Origin of the sequence: Azospirillum fermentarium (assembly GCF_025961205.1) — a bacterium.
Classification (GTDB): domain Bacteria; phylum Pseudomonadota; class Alphaproteobacteria; order Azospirillales; family Azospirillaceae; genus Azospirillum; species Azospirillum fermentarium.
Genome location: NZ_JAOQNH010000002.1, coordinates 154,719 through 177,436, shown reverse-complemented (window position 1 = coordinate 177,436; position 22,718 = coordinate 154,719). Strand labels below are relative to the sequence as shown.

At 68.2% G+C, this 22,718-nt stretch carries 23 protein-coding genes; 6 read left to right on the top strand and 17 right to left on the bottom strand.

Annotated elements, in window-relative coordinates; genetic code table 11:
* Positions 1–95: 95 nt before the first annotated feature.
* Both M2352_RS15760 and M2352_RS15755 read right to left on the bottom strand, forming a co-directional pair.
* The gene (locus tag M2352_RS15760) at positions 96–926 is read right to left on the bottom strand and encodes a glycosyltransferase (RefSeq protein WP_264665523.1); all 831 of its coding nucleotides are present in this window, start codon (positions 924–926) and stop codon (positions 96–98) included.
* The gene (locus M2352_RS15755) at positions 923–3,811 is read right to left on the bottom strand and encodes an SLBB domain-containing protein (protein WP_264665522.1); all 2,889 of its coding nucleotides are present in this window, start codon (positions 3,809–3,811) and stop codon (positions 923–925) included. The genes M2352_RS15760 and M2352_RS15755 overlap by 4 nt, the downstream gene beginning before the upstream one ends.
* 200 nt (positions 3,812–4,011) lie before the next feature.
* On the opposite strand from M2352_RS15755, the gene M2352_RS15750 reads away from it, so the two are divergent.
* From M2352_RS15750 to M2352_RS15740, 3 genes are all read left to right on the top strand, one after another.
* A complete protein-coding gene (locus M2352_RS15750; RefSeq protein WP_264665521.1) occupies positions 4,012–4,671 on the top strand; it encodes a putative metalloprotease CJM1_0395 family protein in 660 nt (219 codons plus the stop codon).
* A 423-nt stretch (positions 4,672–5,094) separates the two neighbouring features.
* Positions 5,095–5,625 carry a MarR family winged helix-turn-helix transcriptional regulator gene (locus M2352_RS15745; protein WP_264665520.1) on the top strand — a complete coding sequence of 177 codons (531 nt, stop codon included), beginning with the start codon at positions 5,095–5,097 and terminating at the stop codon, positions 5,623–5,625.
* 163 nt (positions 5,626–5,788) lie between these two features.
* A complete protein-coding gene (locus tag M2352_RS15740) occupies positions 5,789–6,364 on the top strand; it encodes an AAA family ATPase (RefSeq protein ID WP_264665519.1) in 576 nt (191 codons plus the stop codon).
* 6 nt (positions 6,365–6,370) lie between these two features.
* On the opposite strand, the gene M2352_RS15735 is transcribed toward M2352_RS15740, so the two are convergent.
* The 3 genes from M2352_RS15735 to M2352_RS15725 form a co-directional block, all read right to left on the bottom strand.
* The gene (locus tag M2352_RS15735; protein WP_264665518.1) at positions 6,371–7,525 is read right to left on the bottom strand and encodes an ABC transporter substrate-binding protein; all 1,155 of its coding nucleotides are present in this window, start codon (positions 7,523–7,525) and stop codon (positions 6,371–6,373) included.
* A 310-nt stretch (positions 7,526–7,835) separates the two neighbouring features.
* Positions 7,836–8,882 carry an OmpA family protein gene (locus M2352_RS15730; protein WP_264665517.1) on the bottom strand — a complete coding sequence of 349 codons (1,047 nt, stop codon included), beginning with the start codon at positions 8,880–8,882 and terminating at the stop codon, positions 7,836–7,838.
* A 216-nt stretch (positions 8,883–9,098) separates the two neighbouring features.
* On the bottom strand, positions 9,099–9,311 hold the full coding sequence (locus tag M2352_RS15725) for a hypothetical protein (RefSeq protein ID WP_264665516.1): 213 nt from the start codon (positions 9,309–9,311) through the stop codon (positions 9,099–9,101).
* 180 nt (positions 9,312–9,491) lie between these two features.
* On the opposite strand from M2352_RS15725, the gene M2352_RS15720 reads away from it, so the two are divergent.
* Positions 9,492–9,707: a hypothetical protein gene (locus M2352_RS15720; RefSeq protein ID WP_264665515.1), complete on the top strand. Its 216-nt coding sequence runs from the start codon at positions 9,492–9,494 to the stop codon at positions 9,705–9,707.
* 80 nt (positions 9,708–9,787) lie between these two features.
* On the opposite strand, the gene M2352_RS15715 is transcribed toward M2352_RS15720, so the two are convergent.
* The 9 genes from M2352_RS15715 to M2352_RS15675 all read right to left on the bottom strand — a co-directional run bounded on the left by M2352_RS15715 (position 9,788) and on the right by M2352_RS15675 (position 17,590).
* On the bottom strand, positions 9,788–10,891 hold the full coding sequence (locus tag M2352_RS15715; protein WP_264665514.1) for a branched-chain amino acid ABC transporter substrate-binding protein: 1,104 nt from the start codon (positions 10,889–10,891) through the stop codon (positions 9,788–9,790).
* A gap of 235 nt (positions 10,892–11,126) precedes the next feature.
* On the bottom strand, positions 11,127–11,486 hold the full coding sequence (locus M2352_RS15710) for a DUF6867 family protein (RefSeq protein WP_264665513.1): 360 nt from the start codon (positions 11,484–11,486) through the stop codon (positions 11,127–11,129).
* Positions 11,486–12,196, bottom strand: coding sequence for an ABC transporter ATP-binding protein (locus tag M2352_RS15705; RefSeq protein ID WP_264666346.1), 711 nt, complete (start codon positions 12,194–12,196; stop codon positions 11,486–11,488). Before M2352_RS15705 ends, M2352_RS15710 begins: the two co-directional genes overlap by 1 nt.
* A 5-nt stretch (positions 12,197–12,201) precedes the next feature.
* Entirely contained in the window at positions 12,202–13,047 is an 846-nt protein-coding gene (locus M2352_RS15700) for an ABC transporter ATP-binding protein (protein WP_264665512.1), read from the bottom strand.
* Complete coding sequence (gene livM, locus M2352_RS15695) at positions 13,044–14,510, bottom strand: high-affinity branched-chain amino acid ABC transporter permease LivM (RefSeq protein ID WP_264665511.1); 1,467 nt, start codon at positions 14,508–14,510, stop codon at positions 13,044–13,046. The genes M2352_RS15700 and livM overlap by 4 nt, the downstream gene beginning before the upstream one ends.
* 4 nt (positions 14,511–14,514) lie before the next feature.
* On the bottom strand, positions 14,515–15,420 hold the full coding sequence (locus tag M2352_RS15690) for an ABC transporter permease subunit (protein WP_264665510.1): 906 nt from the start codon (positions 15,418–15,420) through the stop codon (positions 14,515–14,517).
* 327 nt (positions 15,421–15,747) lie between these two features.
* Positions 15,748–16,104: an AzlD domain-containing protein gene (locus M2352_RS15685; RefSeq protein WP_264665509.1), complete on the bottom strand. Its 357-nt coding sequence runs from the start codon at positions 16,102–16,104 to the stop codon at positions 15,748–15,750.
* Positions 16,104–16,826, bottom strand: coding sequence for an AzlC family ABC transporter permease (locus M2352_RS15680; protein WP_264665508.1), 723 nt, complete (start codon positions 16,824–16,826; stop codon positions 16,104–16,106). Before M2352_RS15680 ends, M2352_RS15685 begins: the two co-directional genes overlap by 1 nt.
* 23 nt (positions 16,827–16,849) lie before the next feature.
* Positions 16,850–17,590, bottom strand: a complete 741-nt coding sequence (locus M2352_RS15675; protein ID WP_264665507.1) for a hypothetical protein — start codon at positions 17,588–17,590, stop codon at positions 16,850–16,852.
* 261 nt (positions 17,591–17,851) lie between these two features.
* Between M2352_RS15675 and M2352_RS15670 the strand changes: the two genes are divergently transcribed.
* A complete protein-coding gene (locus M2352_RS15670; RefSeq protein ID WP_264665506.1) occupies positions 17,852–18,766 on the top strand; it encodes an ROK family protein in 915 nt (304 codons plus the stop codon).
* A 4-nt stretch (positions 18,767–18,770) separates the two neighbouring features.
* On the opposite strand, the gene M2352_RS15665 is transcribed toward M2352_RS15670, so the two are convergent.
* The gene (locus M2352_RS15665; protein WP_264665505.1) at positions 18,771–19,136 is read right to left on the bottom strand and encodes a hypothetical protein; all 366 of its coding nucleotides are present in this window, start codon (positions 19,134–19,136) and stop codon (positions 18,771–18,773) included.
* A gap of 143 nt (positions 19,137–19,279) precedes the next feature.
* Here M2352_RS15665 and M2352_RS15660 point away from each other — a divergent pair, with 143 nt between their 5' ends.
* Positions 19,280–20,056 (top strand): alpha/beta fold hydrolase, encoded by a 777-nt coding sequence (locus M2352_RS15660; protein WP_264665504.1) that lies wholly within the window; start codon positions 19,280–19,282, stop codon positions 20,054–20,056.
* Between the two features lie 19 nt (positions 20,057–20,075).
* On the opposite strand, the gene M2352_RS15655 is transcribed toward M2352_RS15660, so the two are convergent.
* Both M2352_RS15655 and M2352_RS15650 read right to left on the bottom strand, forming a co-directional pair.
* Positions 20,076–21,599 carry a tetratricopeptide repeat protein gene (locus M2352_RS15655; protein WP_264665503.1) on the bottom strand — a complete coding sequence of 508 codons (1,524 nt, stop codon included), beginning with the start codon at positions 21,597–21,599 and terminating at the stop codon, positions 20,076–20,078.
* Between the two features lie 10 nt (positions 21,600–21,609).
* Positions 21,610–22,647, bottom strand: coding sequence for a sialidase family protein (locus tag M2352_RS15650; protein WP_264665502.1), 1,038 nt, complete (start codon positions 22,645–22,647; stop codon positions 21,610–21,612).
* Positions 22,648–22,718 lie beyond the last annotated feature (71 nt).

Sequence of the window (22,718 nt, the reverse complement as noted above, 5' to 3'; positions counted from 1 at the left end):
GACCCGGGCCAACACGTGATGGTTAGCTCTGGAAGGAAATTTTATGCAACTTTATGAGCGGAGCAACCCGAAAAACGCGAAAAAAGGCGCCCGCTCTACAAACGAAACGTTGTTACTGAGGTGTGGAAACGGCCTTTCGCGTAGAGGGCCGGAAAATGACGCCTTAAGAAGAAAACCAGAAACTGCAACCCTTTGATTGCTGCACAAACGGTGGGATTCAGCCCAAGATACTCGCGGCGGATAGCCTGAAGGTCGGCACGGCCCGTGGCCGGGTCGCGCTGGGACAGACCGCCGGGTGCAAACACACACACGGGGAAGGCGAATCGCACCGGTTCGCCACTCCGGCGGAGCACCTGCACGGTGAAGGCGTAATCGGCCCCGATGGCAAAGCGCAGATCATAGCGCAGCCCCGCCACCACCGCGTGCCGGTACAGCATGGCCTGATGGTGGGTAAACATGCCCCACACGGCGGTGCGGTGGCTGCGCGCCGGTTTCCGCACCACCGCGCCGCCGGCCAGCCGCTCCAGCGCATCACCGTACAACAGACCGGCGGCGGATGGGGCCGTGGCCGCCACAGCGGCCAGACGGGCCAGCGTATCCGGCCCCGCCAGCCGGTCGCCCGCGTTGAGAAACAGCAGCCAGACGCCACGCGCCCGGTCCATGGCACGGTTCATCCCGTCGTACGGCCCGCGGTCGGACGCCGAGCACCAGCGCACGGCCGGCAGGTCCGCCGCCTGCTCCGACAGCCATGGGACGGTGCCGTCGGTGGACCCGCCGTCCACCACGACCCATTCCCAAGCGCCGCCGCCCACCTGCTCCCGCAGGCTGTCACGGGTCTGGATCAACCCGGCACGGTTGCCGCGCGCCACCGTCAGCACCGACAGCCAGGGCCGCCCCGCGCCGGCGGTCGGAACGGGGGCGGTCATCGGGAAATCACCGCGATGGAGGCGGCGGTCAGGGCCAACTGGCTCAGCACGCTGCCGATGTCCTTGAAGATGTCCAAACCGGTGAACGGTTTGGGATCGGTGGGCACCACGATCACCGAGCCGGGGGCGACCGCGGTCACGCGGTGGTTCCAGGACGACAGCGGCAGCGGCTCAGCACTGCCGTCGGGCCTGAGCAGAAAGGCCCGCCCCAGATCGGCGGCGCGGCTGGGGCCGCCGGCCTCGTGGATGTAGGCATCGGCGGCCTTGCCCGCCTGGAACCGCAGGGCGGCGGGGGCCATGACCTCTCCCGACACCGCCACGGTCAGGGGGCGTTTGGGAATGACGATGCGGTCGCCAGGCTCCAGCAGCACGTCGCGCTCGGGGAAACGGCGCAACTCCGCCGGGTCGGCTTCCACCACGATGCGGCCCGGCGGGTCGGCGGCGCGGAGCCGGTCGGCCAGGGAACGGGCCAGCGCCACGTCCTCCTGCCGCATCCCGGAGCCTTTCTGCTGCTCACGCAGGATCCCGGCCTCCAGCGTGCGGGCCTGTTCCTCGAACTCCGCCTTTTTCCGCCGCCGCTCCGCTTCCCTCAGGAAGATGGCGCCGGCGGGATAGGCGTCGGCGCTCAGCCCCCCGGCCCGCTCGATCAGGGTCTTCAGGGTGTCGTCGCGCAGCACGTCATAACGGCCGGGGTATCTCACCTCCCCTTCCAGCGTGACGGCCACGGTTTCCAGCGCCGATGGGCGCTGGTTCACCCGTAGGGCGTCGCCGGGATTGACCAGGATGGCCAGGGCATCGCGGGTGGAAAGGTTCAGGGTGCGGCGGCGGGGCGGAGTGCCGGCCATGGTCAGTTCGGCGGTTTCCGGCTCCGCCGCCGTGGACAGCCCGCCGGCCGCGGCCAGCAACGCCCCCACCGTCACCCCCTCGGCCACCGGGTAAACGCCGGGCAACCGCACAGCACCGCGCACCGGGACACCCCGTTCCCGGATCAGTGCGGCGATGTCGGCGCCGATGACGGCGCCGTCCAACGGCAGATCCTCTTCCGCCGAAGCACCCCCCTCTTCCCCGGTTCCGGGCTCGGCCAGGGTGCGGATGGTGTCGGTGGAGAAGAGATAGAGCCGGTCGTTATCGAACAACCGGCGGGTTGCCACGCCACCCGCCACATTTTGGGGAAAGAAGGGGACGAGGGTGCGGGTCATGGTGGCCGCATCGAACCGGGCGATCACCCCCAGAAGGGGATAGGCGCCCGGTTCCGCCCCGCCCGCCCCGGCCAGGGCGGCCTGAAGGGTGGCGGCCTCGGTCAGGGGCCAGACGCCGGGATGGCGCACATGGCCCAAAACCTCGATCCGCGCCGCCCGCCGGTCCTGCACGCGGGGCCGCGCCACGGCTGGCATCATGGGGTAGAGGCCCGGCGCCGTTCCGGCGGTTTTCAGCACGGCGTGGGACAGGGCGAAGGGCAACAGCTCCGGCTCGTCCTGGAACAGGGGCGGACAGGGCCGGGGGCCGCCGGTCAGCGCCGCGGCGGCCACGGCCTGCGGTCCGCGTGCCAGGGGGCCGCCGGGGTCGGCGGCCAGGGTTCGGGCCAGAAGCTCCAGCCCCCGGCAATCCGGCTGGGGTTCCGCCGGCCCGCCGCGCAACAGCGCCAGGACGGAGGCCGAGGTCAGGAACTCCACCTCCGCCATGCCCAGCACCAGCAGGGTGTCGCCATCGGTCAGCGGCCGCTTGTCCTTTCCTGCCAGCACGGCCTGAAGATCCACCGGCTCCAGCCGGCGCTGGTGGGTGGCGGGATCCGTGCGGGCCAGAACGGCGAAGGGAAGATAGGCTGAATCGCCGAGATCGGGGCGTGTCACCAGACGGCCGAGATCGGGCGCTTCCCGCCGGGCGCGGGGGCCGGGGCGGCGGACATGGCCGTCCACATAGACCACGCCCGTGCGGTCCTCCCGCACGGGGGTCAGCATCAGCAGGTCGCCGTCCTGCAGGGCCGGCACACCGGGATCCGGGATCGGTTCGGCGGTTTCCGCCCCGCCGGCACCGATGCCCAGGCGCAGGGCGCGGGCCGGGCCGGGGCGCAGGCGCCCGCCGGCCAGCGCTTCGGCCTCCGCCATCGGCATGGGAGCGCTGCCGCGGGGCAATTCGAACAGACCGGGACGCTTCAACGGCCCGGCCACCCCGATCACCGGCCCCAAAGGCGGCACCACCAGCCGGTCGCCGTCACGGACCCGCGTATCGGCGGCCCCGCCATCGCCCGACAGCAACAGGCCGTACAGATCCACCGTCATCGTCTGCCCATCGGCACGGAACAGACGGATGGCCCGCAACGACCCGGCGCGGGTCACCCCGCCAGCCGCGCTCAGTGCATCGAAGACGGTGGCAAAGGCGGTCAGATCCTGAATCCCCGGGCGGGGCACTTCCCCCGTGACCAGCACGCCGACACGGCGCAACGCGCTGAGCGACAGGAACACCGCCGTCCCCTCCCCGCGGGTGGTGGTGACCAGAGCCGCCAGCTCGGCGCGCACGTCGTCGATGGTCCGGCCCGCGGCCATCAGCGGGGGGATGCCCTCCACCGTCAGCCGTCCCTCCACATCGACGGCGATGCGCTTGGGCTCGGCCTTCTCCGCCCCCCGGAACGTGACGGTCACCGCATCGCCCACCCCCAGCCGGTAATGGCCGCTCACCGCCCCCACGGCCGGGGGCGGCACGGGGGTGGCGATGTGGTCATAGCCGAAGAGCCTCAGAGTCTGACTCGCACGGGCGGAAAAAGCGGCTTCGATAGGGCTGAGGGGGGGCGGACGCTCCGGCTCTTGGGCCGAAACGGCGCCCACCCCCAAGATCAGCGCCGCCGCCAGCACAAGCCGGACGATTATCCTGCACGCAGCAGCCATCATCTGTATCTGCCCAGAGCCCACGCACTCCGCACCGGCGGCACAATCAGCACACTATGGGATGCATTTCCGCCGAATGCAACCGTGCCGCTTCTCCATGCGGGTGAATGCTACCAGCCTTACCGCTTGTCACGCTCCGGGGCCGCCTTATATTCGCAAAGCGCAGTATGCGTGAAAGGGTTTAAACCGCGGGAGATTCCACCGTGGGCCTGCCGGCCGTCACTTCGTCCGCCGCCGTGTTCAAGGCGTTGCCGGCCCGCACCGCGCGGACGGCGGCGGCGGGTGAGTCCGGCCCGGAGGGGCAATCCGGCGGTGGGCCCGCACCCGACTCCGCCGGGTCGTCATCATCGTCTTCCGCTTCCTCCGGCACCGCCACCCAGGCACCCCAGGTCCAGCAGCAAATCCGCACGCTGGAACAGACCGACCAGAAGGTCCGTGCCCATGAACAGGCGCATCAGGCCGCGGGCGGTCCCCATGCCGGCGGTGCGTCCTTCACCTTTCAGAAGGGACCGGACGGAAAGAATTACGCGGTCGCCGGCGAAGTTCCCATCGACATCAGCCGCGAAAGCACCCCCGGCGCCACCATCACCAAGATGGATGCGGTCAAGGCCGCGGCCCTGGCCCCCGCCGACCCGTCGTCACAAGACCGCGCCGTCGCCCAGCAGGCCGAGGCGCTGAAACTCCAGGCCCAGCAGGAAAAGAACAAGGAGCTTGTCACCGGCAACGGCGACGGCACTGCCGGGGACGAACCGGGCCCGTCCCGCACCGCCCCCGCCGCCCTGGCCGCCCGCGGCACCGCCGCCTATGGCGCTGCGGCATCGCTGATGCGGGCCGCCGCTCCGACCCTGGCCTTGTCCGCCTGAGCCGTGACCGCGCAACCGTTGTTCCCGGCGTGACAGTCCGCCCCCTTATGCGCCCGCCGTTCCTTCAGTAAGAGAACGGTTACCCCCTTCAACCTTGGCGTCAGTCAGGGGTTTCACTCCGTGGGGTCCATCAAACGGTTGGCAAACAGAACTCATACCCTGATATGAATTAATATCTCCGCCACGGTTGGCTCCGAGAGATCAGCCGATTGAATATAGAATTTTCCCTATATCCGTTCCTGCGGCATCTGGGCACACCCCCGTATCGTTAGTCATATTCGCGCATGTTCCTGAAAGAAAAACAGAGATTCTATTTACAGTCTTCGATTAGGAAGTTATCGTTATGGTATTGGCTCCGGTGCCGGTTCCTTGGGGGCGAGGGCAGGCGCGGTGTCCGTAACGGCTGACAAGAAAGTTGAGTGGATGCATAGCCGGTTCAAACGATACAGCTCCGGCCAGGCCCTGGCCCCCGTCGTGGACGGGCCGAAGCAGGAACAGGCCGTCGGCGGCTTATCCTATGCGGTGCGCGATCTTCACCGTGCCTTTTCCCGCGCCCTTCAGGCACGGATCGTCACCCACGGCGTCAGCATGGGGCAATGGTTCTTCCTGCGCGTTCTGTGGGAAGAGGACGGGCTGACCCAACGGGAACTCAGTCAACGTGTGGGCATGATGGAGCCGACCACCGTCACCGCCCTCAACACCATGGAAAGCCGCGGTCTGGTCGAACGGGTGCGCAACCCCCACGACCGCCGCAAGGTGAACATCTATCTGACGCCCAAGGGGCGATCCCTGCGCGACACCCTGCTGGGCTGCGCGGGCGAAGTGGACACCCTGTCGCTTCAGGGGATTTCCCCGCAAGAGCAGGACGCCGCATTGTCGGTGCTGACCCGGATGCTGGCCAATTTGGGCGGCCCGCCCAACGGTGGTGCCTCCGCCGACCTGGACGAAGGGTGAGCGTCTGCCGGGTGCTGTCCGGAACGGGACGGGGACCGGGGCCGTGCATGGGGGATGCCGCCGCCCCCTTCGCCCTGCCCGCTCCCACGGGCGGGGCGCGGGGTCAGTCCCCCATGCAGCGAAGCGGATTCCCCCCCGGAGGCGAATCCTTTAGGCTTGGCTCATGAGACAGACCAGGAGCCATCCGCCACGGATCGGCCTGACCGGCAGCGCCGGGGTGGGGAAAACCACCCTGGCGCTGACACTCGCCGCCACCCTCGATGTCCCGGTGGCGGAAGAGCCGATGCGCGCCCGGCTGCGGGGTGGCTTCAGCCTGCATAGCCTGTCACGGGCCGAGCACCGTGAGCTTTTGACCAGCGATGCCGCCGGGCTGGAAGCCTTGGCGGAAGGAGACGGCGGTTTCGTCGCCGACCGCACGCCGCTGGATTATGCGGCCTTCTGGCTGTGCGCCGGCTATGCCGCCGACGATCCGGCGGGCACCGGCACGCTGGTTCACCGGGCGGCGGCGGCGGTATCCGGATGGGATCTGGTGGTCGTGCTGCCGTGGGGTGCGTTTCCCGTGGAAGACGACGGCTATCGCTACCCCAACCCATGGCATCAGCTGCATGTGCAGACGGTCATGGAAGGGCTGTGCCGCCGGTATGTGCCGCCGGAACGCCTGGCCTTCCTGCCCGATTCGCTGCTGGATCCCGAGGCACGGTGCGCCTGGGTGCTGCGGCGCCTGTCCGCCACGCGGTAGGGGTGGTCACCCCGCGGCGTAACGGCGGTGCCAGCCCTTTTCAATCCGGTCGGTCCACGACGGGTGCGGCTCCGGCAAGGGCTTGGCCAGTTCGTCGGGCAAGGGGGCTGCCGGGTGCTGCGGGATGCCGCGGAAAAGATCTTTTTCCCCCTGGGTCAGCTTCTTCCAGGCCAGCACCGTATCGGCGCCCCAGTAGCGGGGATCCTGTTTGCGCGCCTGGGCTTCCGGGGTCAGCAGGAAATTGATGACCACCAGTGCCCCTTCCTTCGCCGATGCATTGAAGGGAATTGCCAGGAAATTGGCGTTTCCGATGGTTCCCTCCTCGAACGTATAAACACGGGATGAAGGGGGCAACAGGCCGCTTTCAATGGAGCTGGCCGCTTCCAGCGGGTTGAAGGCCATGGACAGGGTGATGTCCCCGTCATTCAGCAGACGGCGCAGATCGGCACCGGACGCCGGGAACTCCTTCCCCTGCCGCCACAACAGCGGGTGAAGCGTATCAAGGAAGGACCACAGCGGTTCCAGCACCAGCCCTTCGTTCTCATCGGTGGCCGGCTGCATCAACGACGACCAGTCGGACTGGCGCGCCAGCAGTACCTGCTTCAGAAAGGTGATGCCCAGGGAATTGGGCGGCTGGGGATAGGTCAGGCGGCCGGGGTTGGCCTTGGCCCATTCCAGCAGTGTCCCCACCGACCGCGGCGGCACCGGAAGGTTCAGGGTATCGTAAACCATCACGAACTGGGTGACGCTGAACGGCGCCTCCAACCCCTCCACCGGAACCGTGAAGTCCACCAAGGTCGGCTTGCCGCGGGTGTCTACCAGACGCATGTTGGGCAAACGGTTGGTGAAGGGACCGTACAGCAGGCCGCTGGCCTTCATGATGGCGAAGTTGCCGCCGTTCAGCCAAACCAGATCCACCGATCCGCCGTCGGCCCGCCCCGCGGTCTTTTCCGTCAGGATACGGGTCACCGCCTGGCTGATGTCGTTGATTTTCACATGGCGGAGTTCGACGCCGTACCGCTCGCGCACCGTCGCCGCCACCCAGTCCCAATAGGCGTTGATCTTGGGCGATCCGCCCCAGGCATTCAGGAACACCGTCTGCCCGCGGGCCTTTTCCACCGTGGCGTTCCACGCGGCCATATCCACCGGCGGAGCAACCACTTTCGACCCGGGAGCCGCTCCCGCCACAGCGGGCCGGGACAGGCCGCCGGACATCAGTGTCCCGAGACACAAGAAGGCCACGGCAAGGCGGCGGAGCAGCATGATCCCCCCGGACGATGGAATGGTTTGCGGCCACACTATCGGCCAGACCGGGACCAAAGCCAATCGGGCAATATGCCCCGCGACACCAAAAGCAATATATCACACCCATTGAACGCAAAAAAGGCGCTGTCAGAGACAGCGCCTTTTTCACAATCTTTCCGGTCGGCCCCCGTTGACCGGAGGCCAGCCGTCCGATCCGTCCGGGTGATTACTTCACGCGGATGAGGATCTGAGCGCGGCGGTTCGACGGCTCGCGGACGTTCTCGCCGGTCTGGACCAGGAGCTGGGTCTCGCCCTTGCCTTCGACGGTGATCATCTTGGCCGGCACACCCTTGGCGGTCAGGCCCTTGCGGACCGCATCGGCGCGGCGCAGCGAGAGCTTCTGGTTGTAGGCGGGCGACCCGGAGGTGTCGGTGTGGCCGATCACGTGGATGCTGACGGCGCGGATCTTGCCGGCGGCAGCGGCGGCGTCACCGATGATCTTGTCCGACACCGGGGTGATGTCGGCCTTATCCCAGTCGAAGAACACCAGATATTCGGTCTGCGGCTGAGCCTGGACCGGGGCCGGAGCCGGGGCCGGGGTGGCAACCGGGGTGACCGAGGGAGCGCCGAAGGAATAGCGCAGGCCCAGCAGGATGCTGTGCGAGGCGTATTCGCCTTCCACGCGGCCCAGCGGGCCCTTGAACTTCGGATCAACGGTGTCGAAGTAGCGGTAATCCAGCGTGGCGGCCAGATTGTTGGTGAAGCTGTACGACACGCCGGCGATGCCCTGATAGGCAAACACCCAGTCGGTGTCGCTGAAGCGGTAGCCGGCACCATCGTCACCGGTGGCCTTCACCTGGGCGATACCGGCGCCGACGCCGATGTACGGGGTGATGGGCGTGCCGGTGTCGATGTCGTACAGGACGTTGCCCATGAACGACAGCGAACGGGCGCGGCCCGACCAGTTGGAGGTCGCGTCGTTGTCGCCGTTAACCTTGTTGCCCCAGCGGTAGCCAGCTTCCAGTTCGGCGCGGATGCCGAAGGACGTGGCGTAGCCGGCCGACAGGCTGCCGATGGCGCCCACGTCGTATTCCAGCTTCACGCTCGGGTTGGTGACGCCGCTGGCCTGGGCGGTCTTGTCGGTGAACTTGGCGTCGCGGGCCCAGTTCACACCGGCAGCGCCACCAACATAGAAGCCTTCGGAAGCGGCCATGGCGGCGGTCGGCAGCATAACCGCCAGCGCCGTACCGAGAACAATGCCACGGAAAGTCATCTTATTATTCCCTTTCGTTGACGGCGTTGTCAGCCGTACCAGCCTTCCCCCGTGCACACCGGCCGTCGGTAGGAAGGGCGCGGCCGGCAACCCCCGGATGGGTCGGCGGTTGAAATCTCTGACCTGTCAGATACCAGTTACCAGCCGCCGCCACAATCCCCCCTGTGGTCAGAAATCCTGAGTGTTGCAAATCCGCCGCAACCTCCCAGCGGCGCTTCAGCCCGGACCATCCAGCCATTCGAACTGATGGGGATCCAGCAGGGTCGCAACAGCCAATGTTTTCAGTGTTTTGGGGTCATCCGCCCGGACCATCTGGGCGTGCTGGGTGCCCAATCCGTCCTTGCGCACCGCAACCACCTGCCACACGCCGCCACCGGGGCCGAGCTTGCGGAGCAACTGCCCCTCGCTGATTTCACGCTTGCGGCGCATTCCTCGTTCTCCTGAATCGGCGCTCGACGAAACGGATTCCCACGAGCCCACGCGTGCGGGCCAGGGAATCGGGGGGCCATTCAAGCACACTTCCGCCCCGCGCGCCTCCCCCTCGTCACGTTTTTGCGGTGCGTCATCGGGGATATGGAACAAAGGGCGGCGGTCATGGTTCAATGCGACATGACGACGGAAAACGACGCCCACAACTTCGCCGCCTGCCTGGTTGCCGAACTGGGTGAGCGGGCGATTCGCCTCAGCCGGGTCCGGCTGGTCGAACTCACCGCGGCCAGCGACCTGCGCGCCGCCGCCTTCTGGCGTGACGTCATGCGCGCCAGCGAGCAGCTTCTGGCGCGCCCGCCGGATGGGGCGGCACGGCCCTGTTCCGCGCTGCAATAGCCGGCAGAAAAGGCAAAGGCCCGGTGCGGGGAGCACCGGGCCTCGGCTGTCACGGCATCCCGAAGGTGCCGCGATCCGTCTTACTTCACCTGGGCGTACTTGCCGTCGTTCCAGCGGTACCAGACATAAGCCGGGGTGGTCAGGTCACCCTTGCTGTCGAAACCGATGGTGCCGATCACGGTGTTGTACGTGGTCTTGTGCAGTTCGGCGGTGACCTTCGCCACGTCGGTGGACTTGGCGGCCTTCACAGCCTCGGCATAGATCTGCAGGGCGGCGTAGGTGTAGAGGGTGTAGCCTTCCGGCTCGTACCCGGCCTTGCGGAAGCGTTCCACCACCGCCTTGGCATCGGGCATCTCGCGGGGATCGGGGCCGAAGGTCATCATGGTGCCTTCGCCGGCCGGGCCGGTGATCGACCAGTATTCGTTGGTCACCAGCGCGTCGCCCGACACGATCGGGGCGGAAACGCCCTGGTCCTTCATCTGGCGGGCCAGCAGGCCGGCTTCGGTGTGATAGCCGCCGACATAGACCACGTTGGCGCCGACCTGCTTCAGCTTCGACACCAGGGCCGAGTAATCCTTTTCACCGGCGGTGTAGGCTTCGTACAGCACTTCCTTCACCCCGGCGGCATTCAGCGCCTTCTGGGTTTCGTCGGCCAGCCCCTTGCCGTAGGCCGACTTGTCGTGAAGGATGACGATGTTCTTGCCCTTGTAAGTGTCGGCGAGGTACTTGCCGGCGATGGTGCCCTGCTGATCGTCGCGGCCGCAGACGCGGAACACGTTGGACAGGCCCTGCTCGGTCAGCTTGGGGTTGGTCGAGGCCGGTGAGATCTGCACCATGCCTTCTTCGGCATAGACCTGGCTGGCCGGGATCGACGAGCCCGAGCAGAAGTGGCCGGCCACGAACTTCACGCCGGCCTTGGCCAGCTGGTTGGCGACCGCGACCGCCTGCTTGGGATCGCAGGCGTCGTCGCCCACTTCCAGCTTCAGCTTTTCGCCGTTGATGCCGCCGGCGGCGTTGATGTCCTGAACCGCCAGTTCGATACCCTTCTTCATCTGTTCGCCGAAGGTGGCGTACTGGCCGGTGATGGGGCCGGCGGTGGCGACCACGATGTCGGCCTTGGCCGCGGCGGCGCCCAGGACCAGTGCGGCGGCGGAGGCAGCCAGGAGGGTGTGCTTCATGTTCATTCTCTTCTTTTGCTCCCTGTTTCGAACGTGATCGCTTCAGAAACCGCGGAGGGCCGTGCCGGAATGTTCAAGGGCCGGGCGGCCCGCCGCCGAACCGGAAGAGTTCTCCCGCCGCCGGGATGGCGGAACCAGGTCTGGTTGCACCGCACCACGGACAATCGGGATGCCGGAGAGAGTGCCCGGTCTTGCCCCGATTGTCCACGTCTTGGTGCCCGGAAGTCTCAGAACAGCAACATTATTCGGCCAGACGGCCACCCGGTTTATCCCTCCACGCGAAGGGGCCGGCGCGCTCGTACAGCCACGGATACTGGGACACCATCCGCCGTGCCTGCGCGATGCGGTAGGCCATGAAGGTGATGCCGGTCAGAACCGCCCAGTGCAGCACGAAACCGTAGAGAGACAGCAATTCGCCCCCCGCCAGCCCGAAGATCAGGAACCGGTCGCCGGCGGCCAGCAGCGCGCCATAGGCCACGACCGACCCGATCCCTTTCCACCCTTCGGCCAGGGACTGGCCGGTCAGGATGGCGCAGCCGCCGAACACCAGCAGCGTCATGAAGATGAAGACCAGCGGCGAGGTGCCGAGGATGGCGTCCATCAGTGACCTCCTTCCAGATAGGCCGCGCGCACCTCTTCGTTGGCGAGCAGTTCGGCACCGCTGCCGGTCATGGTGATGTGGCCGTTGACCATCACATAGGCCCGGTGCGCCAGCTTCAAGGCGTGGAAGGCGTTCTGCTCGACCATGAAGACGGTCATCTTCTTGGTGCGGTTGATTTCGGTGATCGCCTGGAAGATCTGCTTGACCACCAGCGGGGCCAGGCCCAGCGACGGTTCGTCCAGCAGCAGCAGGCGCGGGCGGCTCATCAGCGCGCGTCCGATGGCCAGCATCTGCTGTTCGCCGCCCGACATGGTGCCGGCCCGCTGCGTGATGCGTTCCTTCAACCGGGGGAAGAGGGTGAAGACCTCTTCCAGATCCTGGTCGAAATGGCCCTCATCGACGGCGATGGCGCCCATTTGCAGATTTTCCATCACCGTCATGCGCGGAAAAATCCGGCGCCCTTCCGGCGACTGGGCAATGCCGCGGCGCACCAGATCGTGGGTGGCCAAGCGGGTGATGTCCTCGCCCGCGAACACGATCCGGCCCTGACGGGCCTGGGGTTTGCCGCAGATGGTCATGAGAAGGGTGGACTTGCCGGCGCCGTTGGCGCCGATCAGAGTCACGATTTCCCCTTCGTTGATGGTGACGTCAACGCCCTTCAACGCCTCGATGGAGCCGTAGAAGGTGTGGACGCCCTGGATGGACAGCAGCGCGCTCATGCACCCTCCCCGGCCGCGGCGGCCGGTTCGTCCGCCTCTTCCTCGCCCAGATAGGCGCGGATGACGGCGGGATCATTCTTCACAAAGGCGGGATCGCCGTCGGAAATCTTCCGCCCGTAATCCAGCACCACCACGTGGTCGGAAATGGTCATGACCACGCTCATGTCGTGTTCGATGAGCAGAAGCCCGGTCTTGTGCTGGTCGCGGATGTAGATCAGCAGCTCGGCCAGTTCCGCCGACTCACGCGGGTTGAGGCCCGCCGCCGGTTCGTCCAGGCACAGCAGGACGGGTTCGGAGCACATGGCACGGGCGATTTCCAGCCGCCGCTGGGCGCCGTAGGGCAGGTTGCCGGCTTCCCAGTCGGCGAACTCCAGCAGCTTCACCCGGTCCAGCCAGTACTTGGCCAGGTCCACCGACGCCTTTTCCGCCGCGCGGTAGGTGGGCAGGCCCAGCAGGCCGGCGATGGAGAAGGCGGACGCGCGCATCAGCTTGTTGTGCTGTGCCACCATCAGGTTTTCCAGAACGCTCATGCCGCCGAACAGGCGGATGTTCTGGAAGGTGCGCGCCACCGCCGCTTCCTTGGAGATGCGGAAACCGGGCATCCGTTCCAGCAGGTATTCCTTGCCGTCCGGGTGCCGCAGCGTCAGCCGCCCCACGGTGGGGGTGTAGAAGCCGGTGATGCAGTTGAACAGCGTGGTCTTGCCGGCACCGTTCGGGCCGATCACCGCGGTGATCTCGCTGTTGTTGGCGGCGAAGGACACGTCGCTGACCGCCACCAGACCGCCAAAGCGCATGGTCAGGTGTTCGACGGTCAGCAGCGGGGTCTTGTCGGCGGTGCTCATGCTCCCTTCTCCCCGGCGGCAGCCCCGTTCTTGTACAGCACGATGGTGGGGTCGCGGTGGGCCAGCAGCCCGCGCGGACGCCACAGCATGATGACGACCATGCCCATACCGAACGTCAGCATGCGGAAATCGGCCAGTTCACGGAACGCCTCCGGCAGGCCGATGACCAGGATGGTGGCGATGACCACCCCCATCTGGCTGCCCATGCCGCCCAGCACCACGATGGCGAGGATGATCGCCGATTCGATGAAGGTGAAGCTTTCCGGGCTGATGAAACCCTGGCGGGTGGCGAAGAACGACCCGGCGAAGCCGCCGAACATGGCGGCGATGGCAAAGGCCGCCAGCTTGATCTTCGTCCGGTCGATGCCGAGCGAGGTGCAGGCGATGTCGTCCTCGCGCAGCGCTTCCCACGCGCGGCCCAGCGGCAGCTTGCGGATGCGCAGCGTGAACAGGTTCACGAACAGCGCCAGGATCAGGATGAGGTAATAAAGGAAGATGATCCGGTGCAGCGACGAGAATTCCAGCCCGAACATGGTGTGGAACGGCGGCAGGCCGTTCGCCCCGGTGCGGGAGAAATCGGCGATGCCGAAGAAGCTGGGGCGCGGAATGTTGGTGATGCCGTTGGGGCCGCCGGTGAAATTGTACCAGTTCACCAGGATGATGCGGATGATCTCACCGAAGCCCAGGGTCACGATGGCGAAATAGTCGCCGCGCAGACGCAGCACCGGAAAGCCCAGCAGCACACCCGACAGCGCCGCCAGCAGCCCCGCCAGCGGCAGGCACAGCCAGAAGCTCATGCCGAAATACTGCGCCAGCAGCGCGTAGGAATAGGCGCCGACGGCGTAGAACGCCACATAGCCCAGATCGAGCAGGCCGGCGAGACCGACCACGATGTTCAGGCCCCAGCCCAGCATCACATAGGTGAGCAGCAGGATGCCGATGTCGATCAACTGGCGGTCGGCGATGGGCAGCATCGGGAACACGGCGGCGAACAGAATGCCGATGGGCCCCAGATAGCGGGATGCGTGCTGCACCTTGGCGCCGATGCGGTCCATGCGGCGGTCGCGCTCGGCCTGGGTCAGCTTGGACCGATGGGTCACCACGGTGATCAGCGCCCGGATGGCGATCACCAGACCGCCGCCGATCATCACCACGCGCAGGGTTTCGGTGGGCAGATGAATGAAGAATCCGGCCGCCGCCACCACCAGCGACAGCACCAGCACCGGCAGGGCCACGCCCGAGCGGATCATGCTCAGGCCCACGCGCCCCAGGAACACCAGGCCGATGGCCGCAACGACCTCGTTGAAATGGGGCTCGATGCCCAGGCCCGTGGGCCGGTCCACCGTGCGGAAGCCCACGAGGGGCACGGTCAGAAGAAGGGCCACCAGCGCCGCCAGACCCGCATCGCGCAGGATCGCGGGCCAGTCGAGACGGGGCGGCCGCGTTTGGGAAATCGCCGTCATCGCCTCACACCTTCTCGATTTCAGGACGGCCCAGCAGGCCCGTCGGACGGAAGATGAGCACCATGACCAGGATGGTGAACGTCGCCACGTCCTTCCATTCGCTGCCCACGTACCCCGACCAGAAGGCTTCGATCAGACCGATGATGACACCGCCCAGCATCGCCCCCGGCAGCGAGCCGATGCCGCCCAGCACCGCCGCCGTGAACGCCTTCACCCCGGCCAGGAAGCCGATGTAGAAATCGATCACGCCGTAGATCAGCATGACCATCATGCCGGCCACCGCCGCCAGTGCGGCGCCCATGACGAAGGTCAGCGAAATCACCTTGTCCACGTTCACGCCCAGGAGCGCGGCCATGGTCTTGTCCTGTTCGCAGGCGCGCTGCGCCCGGCCCAGGCTGGTGCGCTGGATGAGCTGGGTGAAGCCGACCATCAGCGCCAGCGTCAGCACGATGGTGGCCAGACGCACGTAGCTGATGGTCACCTGGCCGTCGAAGAAGGTCAGGCTGCCGGTGACGATCGGCTGCAGCGGCTTGGACCGCGCGCCCTGCAGAAGCTGCACGTAGTTCTGCAGAAAGATCGACATGCCGATGGCGGAGATCAGCGGCGCCAGACGCGGCGAATTGCGCAAGGGCCGGTAGGCGATGCGCTCGATCGTCCAGCCGTACACGCTGGTCAGCAGCATCGCCGACACCAGCATGATCAACAGCGCCAGCGGCACCCAGGTGATGCCGACCACCCCCAGGACCAGGAACGTGATCAGCGCGATGAACGAGCCGATCATGTAGACCTCGCCATGGGCGAAGTTGATCATGCCGATGATGCCGTACACCATCGTATAGCCGATCGCGATGAGGCCGTAGATGGCACCCAGCGACAGGCCGTTGATCAATTGTTGGATAAAATAGTCCATTTAGCCCCTTCCCGCGCTGTTAAGGCATGCGCGCACGGGATACGGGGCGAGAACATGCATGTTCCCGTTCACCAAATCACCGCTCCCTGAACTGACGGTCCGTAGCGCGTACATTTCTGCGATGACTGCGCCAGGCCGAATTGTTGTCACCCCGGACGTTAGCTCACTGCCTTCCGGGTGGGCAAGTATGGAAACCCCGTAGAGGTAACATCATTTGCACTCTGGGGCGCGGTGACGGCAAAAAGCCGCAGCACGGTTATATTTGATACGTCAAGTCATGAGTAAAGGTCATGACTTTACCTGACGCCATGACTTTGTGTCGGGTCATCAAACAATGGACGGAGCCAACCAGAGCAGCAGGATCAATCCTGCCACCCCGGCCACCGCGCCCCACAGGACGCTGCGCCCCGTGATCCAGAAAACTCCCAACGCCATCGCCGTCGCGGCAAGGCGCACCCCCAGACCGGCTGCGGCCAGCGGACCGACGGGGAACACGATCATCCGCGCCACCAGTCCGGCCAGCAGGGCATAGGCCACGCACCCGACCCAGCGGAACACGGCGCCGTTGGGGTCCAGCCGGCCGCCCAGCGCCACCCCCAGACCGCGGGCGGCATAGGTCACCGCCGCGGCCACCAGCAGCGGCAGCCACACGTCGCCGGTTCCCATCACAGGGTTACCCGCCATCACCGCCCCCGCCGGGACCAGTAAAAATCAAGGACGAAGGCCAGCGTTCCCGCCGTCAGCCCGGTGACGAGCAGGCCATAGGTGGGGGCCACGGGGTGGAGCAGCGGCCCCATCACCAGCCCGAAGGCCAGCGCCAGCACACGCGCCCGCTGTTTCAGGTCCACCGCGAACAGCATCAGGAAATAGATGGGGTTGAGGAACACCAGCCCCAGGGTCACCGGTTCCGGCACCACGCCGGCCAGGAAGAATCCGCCCGCGGTCCCGGCCATGGTCACCATGAACAGGGTGGCGCCATAGGCGGTGAACCAGGCCAGACGCGACTCCGGCGGCAGGTCCGGCAGCCGGCGCATGGCGTTGGCCCAGGTGGTGACGGCGATGACGTGGGCCAGGGCGTACAGGCACCACCGGGGTGCCCGCCGGCCCGCCGCGCCTGTGCGCAACAGGGGCAGCAGGGTCACCACCATGGGCAACAGGCGGGTGTTGGTCAGCGCCACCGCAAGACCGACCGCCAGAAGGGAGGCCCCGATGGACCACAGTTCCACCAGCGCCATCTGTCCCGGCAGCGCCCAGCCGGTGGCGGTGGACACCAGCCCGGCCCCCAGGCCGAACCCGGTTTCCCGCGCCAGCGACCCGAACCCGAGATAGCTGGCGAACAGCACCAGCCCCGGCATTCCCAGCGCTTCCCGCACCGCCGTCCGGGCAATGCCGGACGGCTCAGACACCCTCATGATGACCGCGGCGCCGGTTACCGGGCCGGGGTGTAGGAGGCGTTCTGCTTCAGCCCCGGCTTGGCGGGCTTGGCCGGCGACGCCTTGGCCGGGGTCACCGGCTTGGCCTGGGTCTTGGCCGGCGCCTTGGCGTTCTTGGCCGCCGGCTTGGCGGGCTTGCCCACCGGGGCCTGCGCCACGTCGAACGCCGGGGAATCGGGGTAGCTGGCGACCTTGGTGCCGCACAGGGGCGCTTCGGACAGGTGCATCACGCCAGCACCCTTTTCGTCGGCGGTCAGCACGCGCAGGTCGTCGGGCGACAGCGCCACCGCGGCCTGGGTGCGGTCCACGAAGGTGGAGCAGTAGAGCGGCGTGCCGATGATCGCCGCCCGGCGGCTGATCTCGTTGGCCATCTCCGTGCGGTACATGTCGAACTGGCGGGTGCCGGCGGCCTTGTTGCCCTTGCCCAGGAAGGAGGCCAGTTCGGCTTCCGCCTTGGAGATCTGGGAACGGTTCTTGACGGTGAAGTCCTGATACTTGGCGAACGGCGCCTTGTCCGGCATCACGTCCTTGCAGGTCAGGCCGACGACCATCATCTCGGTGTGGACGCGGATGAGCTGTTCGGCGGCGTGCTGGGCCGGGGTGTAGCAGGCGTTGGTCTTGACCGCCGCCAGCGCCGGGGCGGTCATGCCCACCAGGGCGGCCGTGGCGCCCAGCGCGGTGACGGTACGGCGGAACAGGGAAACGGTGGAACGGCGATGCGCGCGCTCGCGGGTCATGTCGGGTGCTCCGGCGTTTTTACGGTCGGACGCAGACGCGCCCGGAAGCGGCGATATCATCCGACCCTGGCCTCCCGGTCAATTCCAAAGCCGCGGGCTGGACCGCCGCCGGCCCGATTTCCCGGCCATGTGCGGTTTTCCGGCAACGGACTCCGGCCCCGCTCACGCTTGGTTTTTCCACGGCTTTTCATCTCCGTGGACCGGCGGCCCGTGCTGGCGTAACCATCCCGCCGACCACGGGCTGGAAAGGCAGGCATTCCCATGAACCGGATCGGCATCGACCTGGGCGGCACCAAGATCGAAGGCATCGTGCTCGATGCCGATGGAAACCAGCGGGCACGGCGCCGGGTTCCCACCCCGCGGGGCGATTACGCCGGCACGGTGCAGGCCATCGCCGCCCTGGTGGCCGGGCTGGAACAGGAAACGGGCGGCGGCCGGGCCAGCGTGGGGCTGGGCATCCCCGGCATCGTGTCGCCGCGCACGGGGCTGGTGAAGAACGCCAATTCCACCTGGCTGATCGGCCGGCCGTTCGACCGCGACCTGTCGGCGGCGCTGGGCCGCCCGGTGCGGGTGGAGAACGACGCCAATTGCCTTGCGGTGTCGGAGGCCGCGGACGGGGCCGCCGCCGGAGCCGCGGTGGTTTTCGCCGCCATCGTCGGCACGGGCGTCGGCGGCGGCATCGTGGTGCATGGCCGCCCCCTGACCGGGCGCAACGCCATAGCGGGGGAATGGGGGCATTCCCCCCTGCCCTGGCCGGACATCGGTGAGTTGCCGGGGCCGTCCTGTTATTGCGGCAAGGCCGGATGTTTGGAAACCTTCGCCTCCGGTCCGGGCGTGGCGGCGGATCACGCGCGGGTCACCGGCGAAACCCTGACCGCGGCGGACATCGCCGCCCGCGCCGCCGCCGGCGACGGGGCGGCGCGGGCCACCATGGACCGGCTGGCCGGCCGTCTGGGCCGCGGGTTGGCGACGGTGGTCAACCTGCTGGACCCCGACGTGATCGTGCTGGGCGGCGGGCTGTCGAACATCCCCTACCTTTATGAGGCGCTGCCGGCGGTGGTGGAGCGGCATGCCTTCTCCGACACCATCGACACCCCCATCCGCCCGGCACGGCACGGGGATTCCAGCGGCGTGCGCGGTGCGGCGTGGCTGTGGCGGCCCGAGGAGCCGGCCTGACACCCTACCGCGTTTCCCACGGCGCCCGCGGCGGCGCGCCGGGACGCACGGGCGCGGCACGGGCGGTGGCCGCGGGCGGCAGGTTGCTCAGGGAATGGGTCCGGCTGTAGGACCGGCGCCCATCGGTGCCGTACCGCTGCATCCCGGCGCGGAACTGGGCATCGCGGCCCATGGCGTTCCAATGGGACGGAGCCGGGGCCGCCGCCGCGCCGCCGCCCACCTGCGGCAGGTTGGGGCGCCCCATCTCGTCGTAAAGCTGTGGCGCCTGATAGGCGCCCGGCTCCCGCGGCAGGGGCAATTGCTGGGCGGCGGCCAGTCCCGGCAGGGACACGGCAAGAAAAACGGCGGCGGATCGGATGAGACGGGTCATGGGACACCCTCCCGGTAATGGCGGCACCCCCATGCAACACGCCCGCCCCCCCGCCGGCCACCGGGGCAAGGGCGTTACCCCGCCCCACCCTCTGCAGAAAGGCCGGGTTGCCGCGAAGGTCACCCGCTGTTAGGGAAAAGGGCATGACGACCGCCCCCTCCTTCTTCACCCTCGACGGGTGCCGGCTGGAGTACCGCCGGATTCCCGCCGCCGATCCCGCCCTTCCCGTTCTGGTGTTCCTGCACGAAGGGCTGGGCAGCATCTCGCTCTGGCGCGATTTTCCCGACCGGCTGGCAGCGGCCACCGGGGCCGGGGCGCTGATCTATTCCCGCCGCGGCTACGGCCGTTCCGACCCGCAGCCGGCGCCCTTCGCCACCGGCTATCTGGAGCGGGAGGCGGCGGAGATCCTGCCCCGCGTGCTCGATCATTTCGGCATCGAACGGCCCATCCTGATCGGGCACAGCGACGGCGGCTCCATCGCGCTGCTGTTCGCCGCACTGGCGGGCTGCCCGCTGGCCGGTGCGGTGACCGAAGCCGCCCACGTCTTTGTCGAGGACATCACCCTGGCCGGCATCCGCGGCGCGGTGACGGCGTGGGAGACGACGGACCTGCGCGCCCGTCTGGCCCGTCACCACGCCGACCCGGACCACACCTTCCGCCTGTGGGCCGACGTGTGGCTGTCGCCGCCGTTCGCCGCCTGGAACATCGAGGCCCACCTGCCCCGCATCACCGCCCCCCTGCTGGTGATCCAGGGCGAGGATGACGAGTACGGCACGCCCGGACAGGTCCACGCCATCGTGCGCCGGACGGCCGGACCGGCAGAGCCCCTGCTGCTGCCGGCCTGCGGCCACACCCCCCACCGGGAACAGGCCGATGCGGTGCTGGCGGCCATGGCGGATTTCGTCCGCCGGGTGGCCTGACGCGCGAGACCGACCCGGATCAGACCGGCACCGCCGCCCCCACGTGGCCGGCGGGGCCGGCGTCGATCACCGGGGGGAACAGCACCCCGAACCCCGGATGATGGGCGTCGTGGACCAGGGCGCGGGCGCGGATCAGCGGCCAGACCTGATGGCGCAGGAACCGGCGGTCCTGCCGCAGGCCGGTGGCCGACCGGGTGAAGCGCCCGACCAGCGGCCCCAGCGGCGGCAGCACACCGGCCATGCCGCCCCACATGCCGCCCAGTATGGGGTCGGTGTGCAACGCATGGTCGCGCATCACGTGGAACTGCTGACCCGATGCGATCCAGTCGCGCACCGCCGCCGCTTCCCGCGGATTCAGCCGCGCATGGCACCCACGGCAGACGAAGCGGCGCACCACCGGATCGTCGGACACCAGATAGCGCCAGTAGACCCCGCTTCCATCCCCGCCGTCGGGCATGGGCACCAGCCGGGCGCCGGCATCGGCCAAGGCGTCCAGCACCGCCGGGCTGACCGAACCGTCGTGATAGACCCGGCATTCCCACCCCGGATGGAGCAACGGGACCAGCCGGGCATTCTCCACCGCGCCCACGGCGTGGAGCGGCTGCTCACCCCACAGGCTGAAGGCCACCACGTCGAGGGAGCGCAGATTCTCCGCCCGCGGCGTGTCGGACAGATGGGCCGTCGGAAGGTCATCGCCGGACTGGGTTTTCAGGGCCGTCAGCTCGGTGGATTCCCGCCGCACCTCCTCCCACCGTCCGCAGCGGACCAGGGCGGCCAGACGGGTTTCCCGCGGCTCCTCGGCTTCGGGCAGCAGACGCTGGACCCAGCCCAGCACCGCCGCCCCGGCCTCCAGTTCCAGCCGGTGGATGCGGGTCACCCCCAGATTGAACAGGGCCGAGGCGAAATCGGGCACCACCGCCGCCGCCCGGCCGTAAGCCGCCGCCGCCCGGTCCAGCCGGCCGTGCGCATAGAGCGCGTTGGCCTGCCAGAACGCGATGTCGGCATCCAGCGGCGCCAGGGCCGCGGCCCGTTCCAGGGTCGGCAGGGCCTCGCGGTTGCGGCCCATGTCCACCATGAGCCGCCCCTTTTCCCGCAGCAGCAGCGCCAGCCGGTCGCGGGCCGGGTCGAGGGCGGGGTTCAGGCGGATCGCCCGGTCCAACGCGGCGATGGCCGCGTCGGTGCGCCCGGCCCCGCGGAGCAGGGCCGACAGGTCGGTCCAGCCCTCGGCGAAGGCGGGATTCAGGGCCATGGCCCGCCGCGCGGCGTCCAACGCGTCGGCATGGTGCCCGGCGGCCTCCAGAAGGACGGCACGGTTGATGCGGAAATCCGCCGCCTCGGGCCGCAGGGCCACGGCACGGGCCACCCGCTCCAGCCCCACGTCGAACCGTCCCGCCTGCCCCAGCAGCATGCCCGACAGATGCAGCGCGTCGGGGTGATCGGGGGCTGCGTCGAGAACGCGGGCATAAAGCGCCTCCGCCTCGGCGAATTGCCCGGCCATGTGCCGGTTGAGGGCAAGGGTCAGCGTGTCGTGAATCGTGGCCATGGGTTCCATGTTAACCCCGGTCCCCCACCGTCCCGCAAGGTTCCAACAGCGTCATCGCCACATGGCGCACGCCATCGGTTCCGCACAGGTAATAGACCACCAGGATTCGCCCATCGGGCAGCACCTCCGCCCACGGATAGCCGGTATCGGGGGAGGGGGAATCGTCGCGGACCACCACCTCGTCCGCCGTCTCCAGCCCGCCCGCCGCAGGGTTCCACACCCGTGCGCGCACGCCATAGGGTTTGTGCCGCCAGCCCGAGACCACGAACAGCCGCCCGTCGCCCAGCGGCACGGCGTCGGTGGGGTGCCCCTGCACCTCATGAAGAATCCACGGTTCCCACGTATGGCCGCCGTCGCCCGACACTGCGGTGGCGATGCGGTCATCCATCCCCACCGTGCGCAGGAACGCCATCAGCCGCCCGTCCGGCAGCCATTGCAGCGACGGCTCGACGAAGCCGCCCGGCCCGTCCCCGTCCACCGCGATGACGCTGCGGAACGCCCACGTTTCACCCCCGTCGCCGGAGACGTGGAGCAGGGCGGCGCTGCGCCCGTCGCAGGCCCGGACCATATAGGCCGCCTGATAGAGCGTGCCGTCCGTCCCCTGCACCGCCCGCCCGCGCACCGGCCCGCCGTGATAGGGCCGCAGGCCCGGCACGATGTCCACCTGTCCCGGCACCACCGGCAGGTAGCGGTGCGGCGTCCAATGGCGCCCGTCGCGGCTGAAGCGGGTGTAGCCGCCCCAGAAGGCGAACAGGCAGCCGGTGTGCTCGGCACTGCCCACCAGCGCCAGCCCCAGCGCCCGCAGCTCCTCCCCCCGGCCCGCCGGCACGGGGTACCAGGTGAAGCCGGCCATCATCAGCCGCCCGTCGGCCAGCGCCGTCAGGTTGGCGTCCTGGTCCGCCGCCTCCGGGTCGCCGGGCAGCACCGACGGATCCCCCGCCGGGTGCAGATCGGCGGTCAGGCGCACCAGACACAGGTGCGAGCGGGTGTCCAGATGATCGACCGAGTCGAAGCCGGGATCCCCCGGCGCCAGTGTCTTCGCGCTCATCCACCGGTGATCCCGCGCCCGACGGAAAGCGACGGCCAAGCCGCCGTCCGCCATCCGGGCCACCGAGGGAA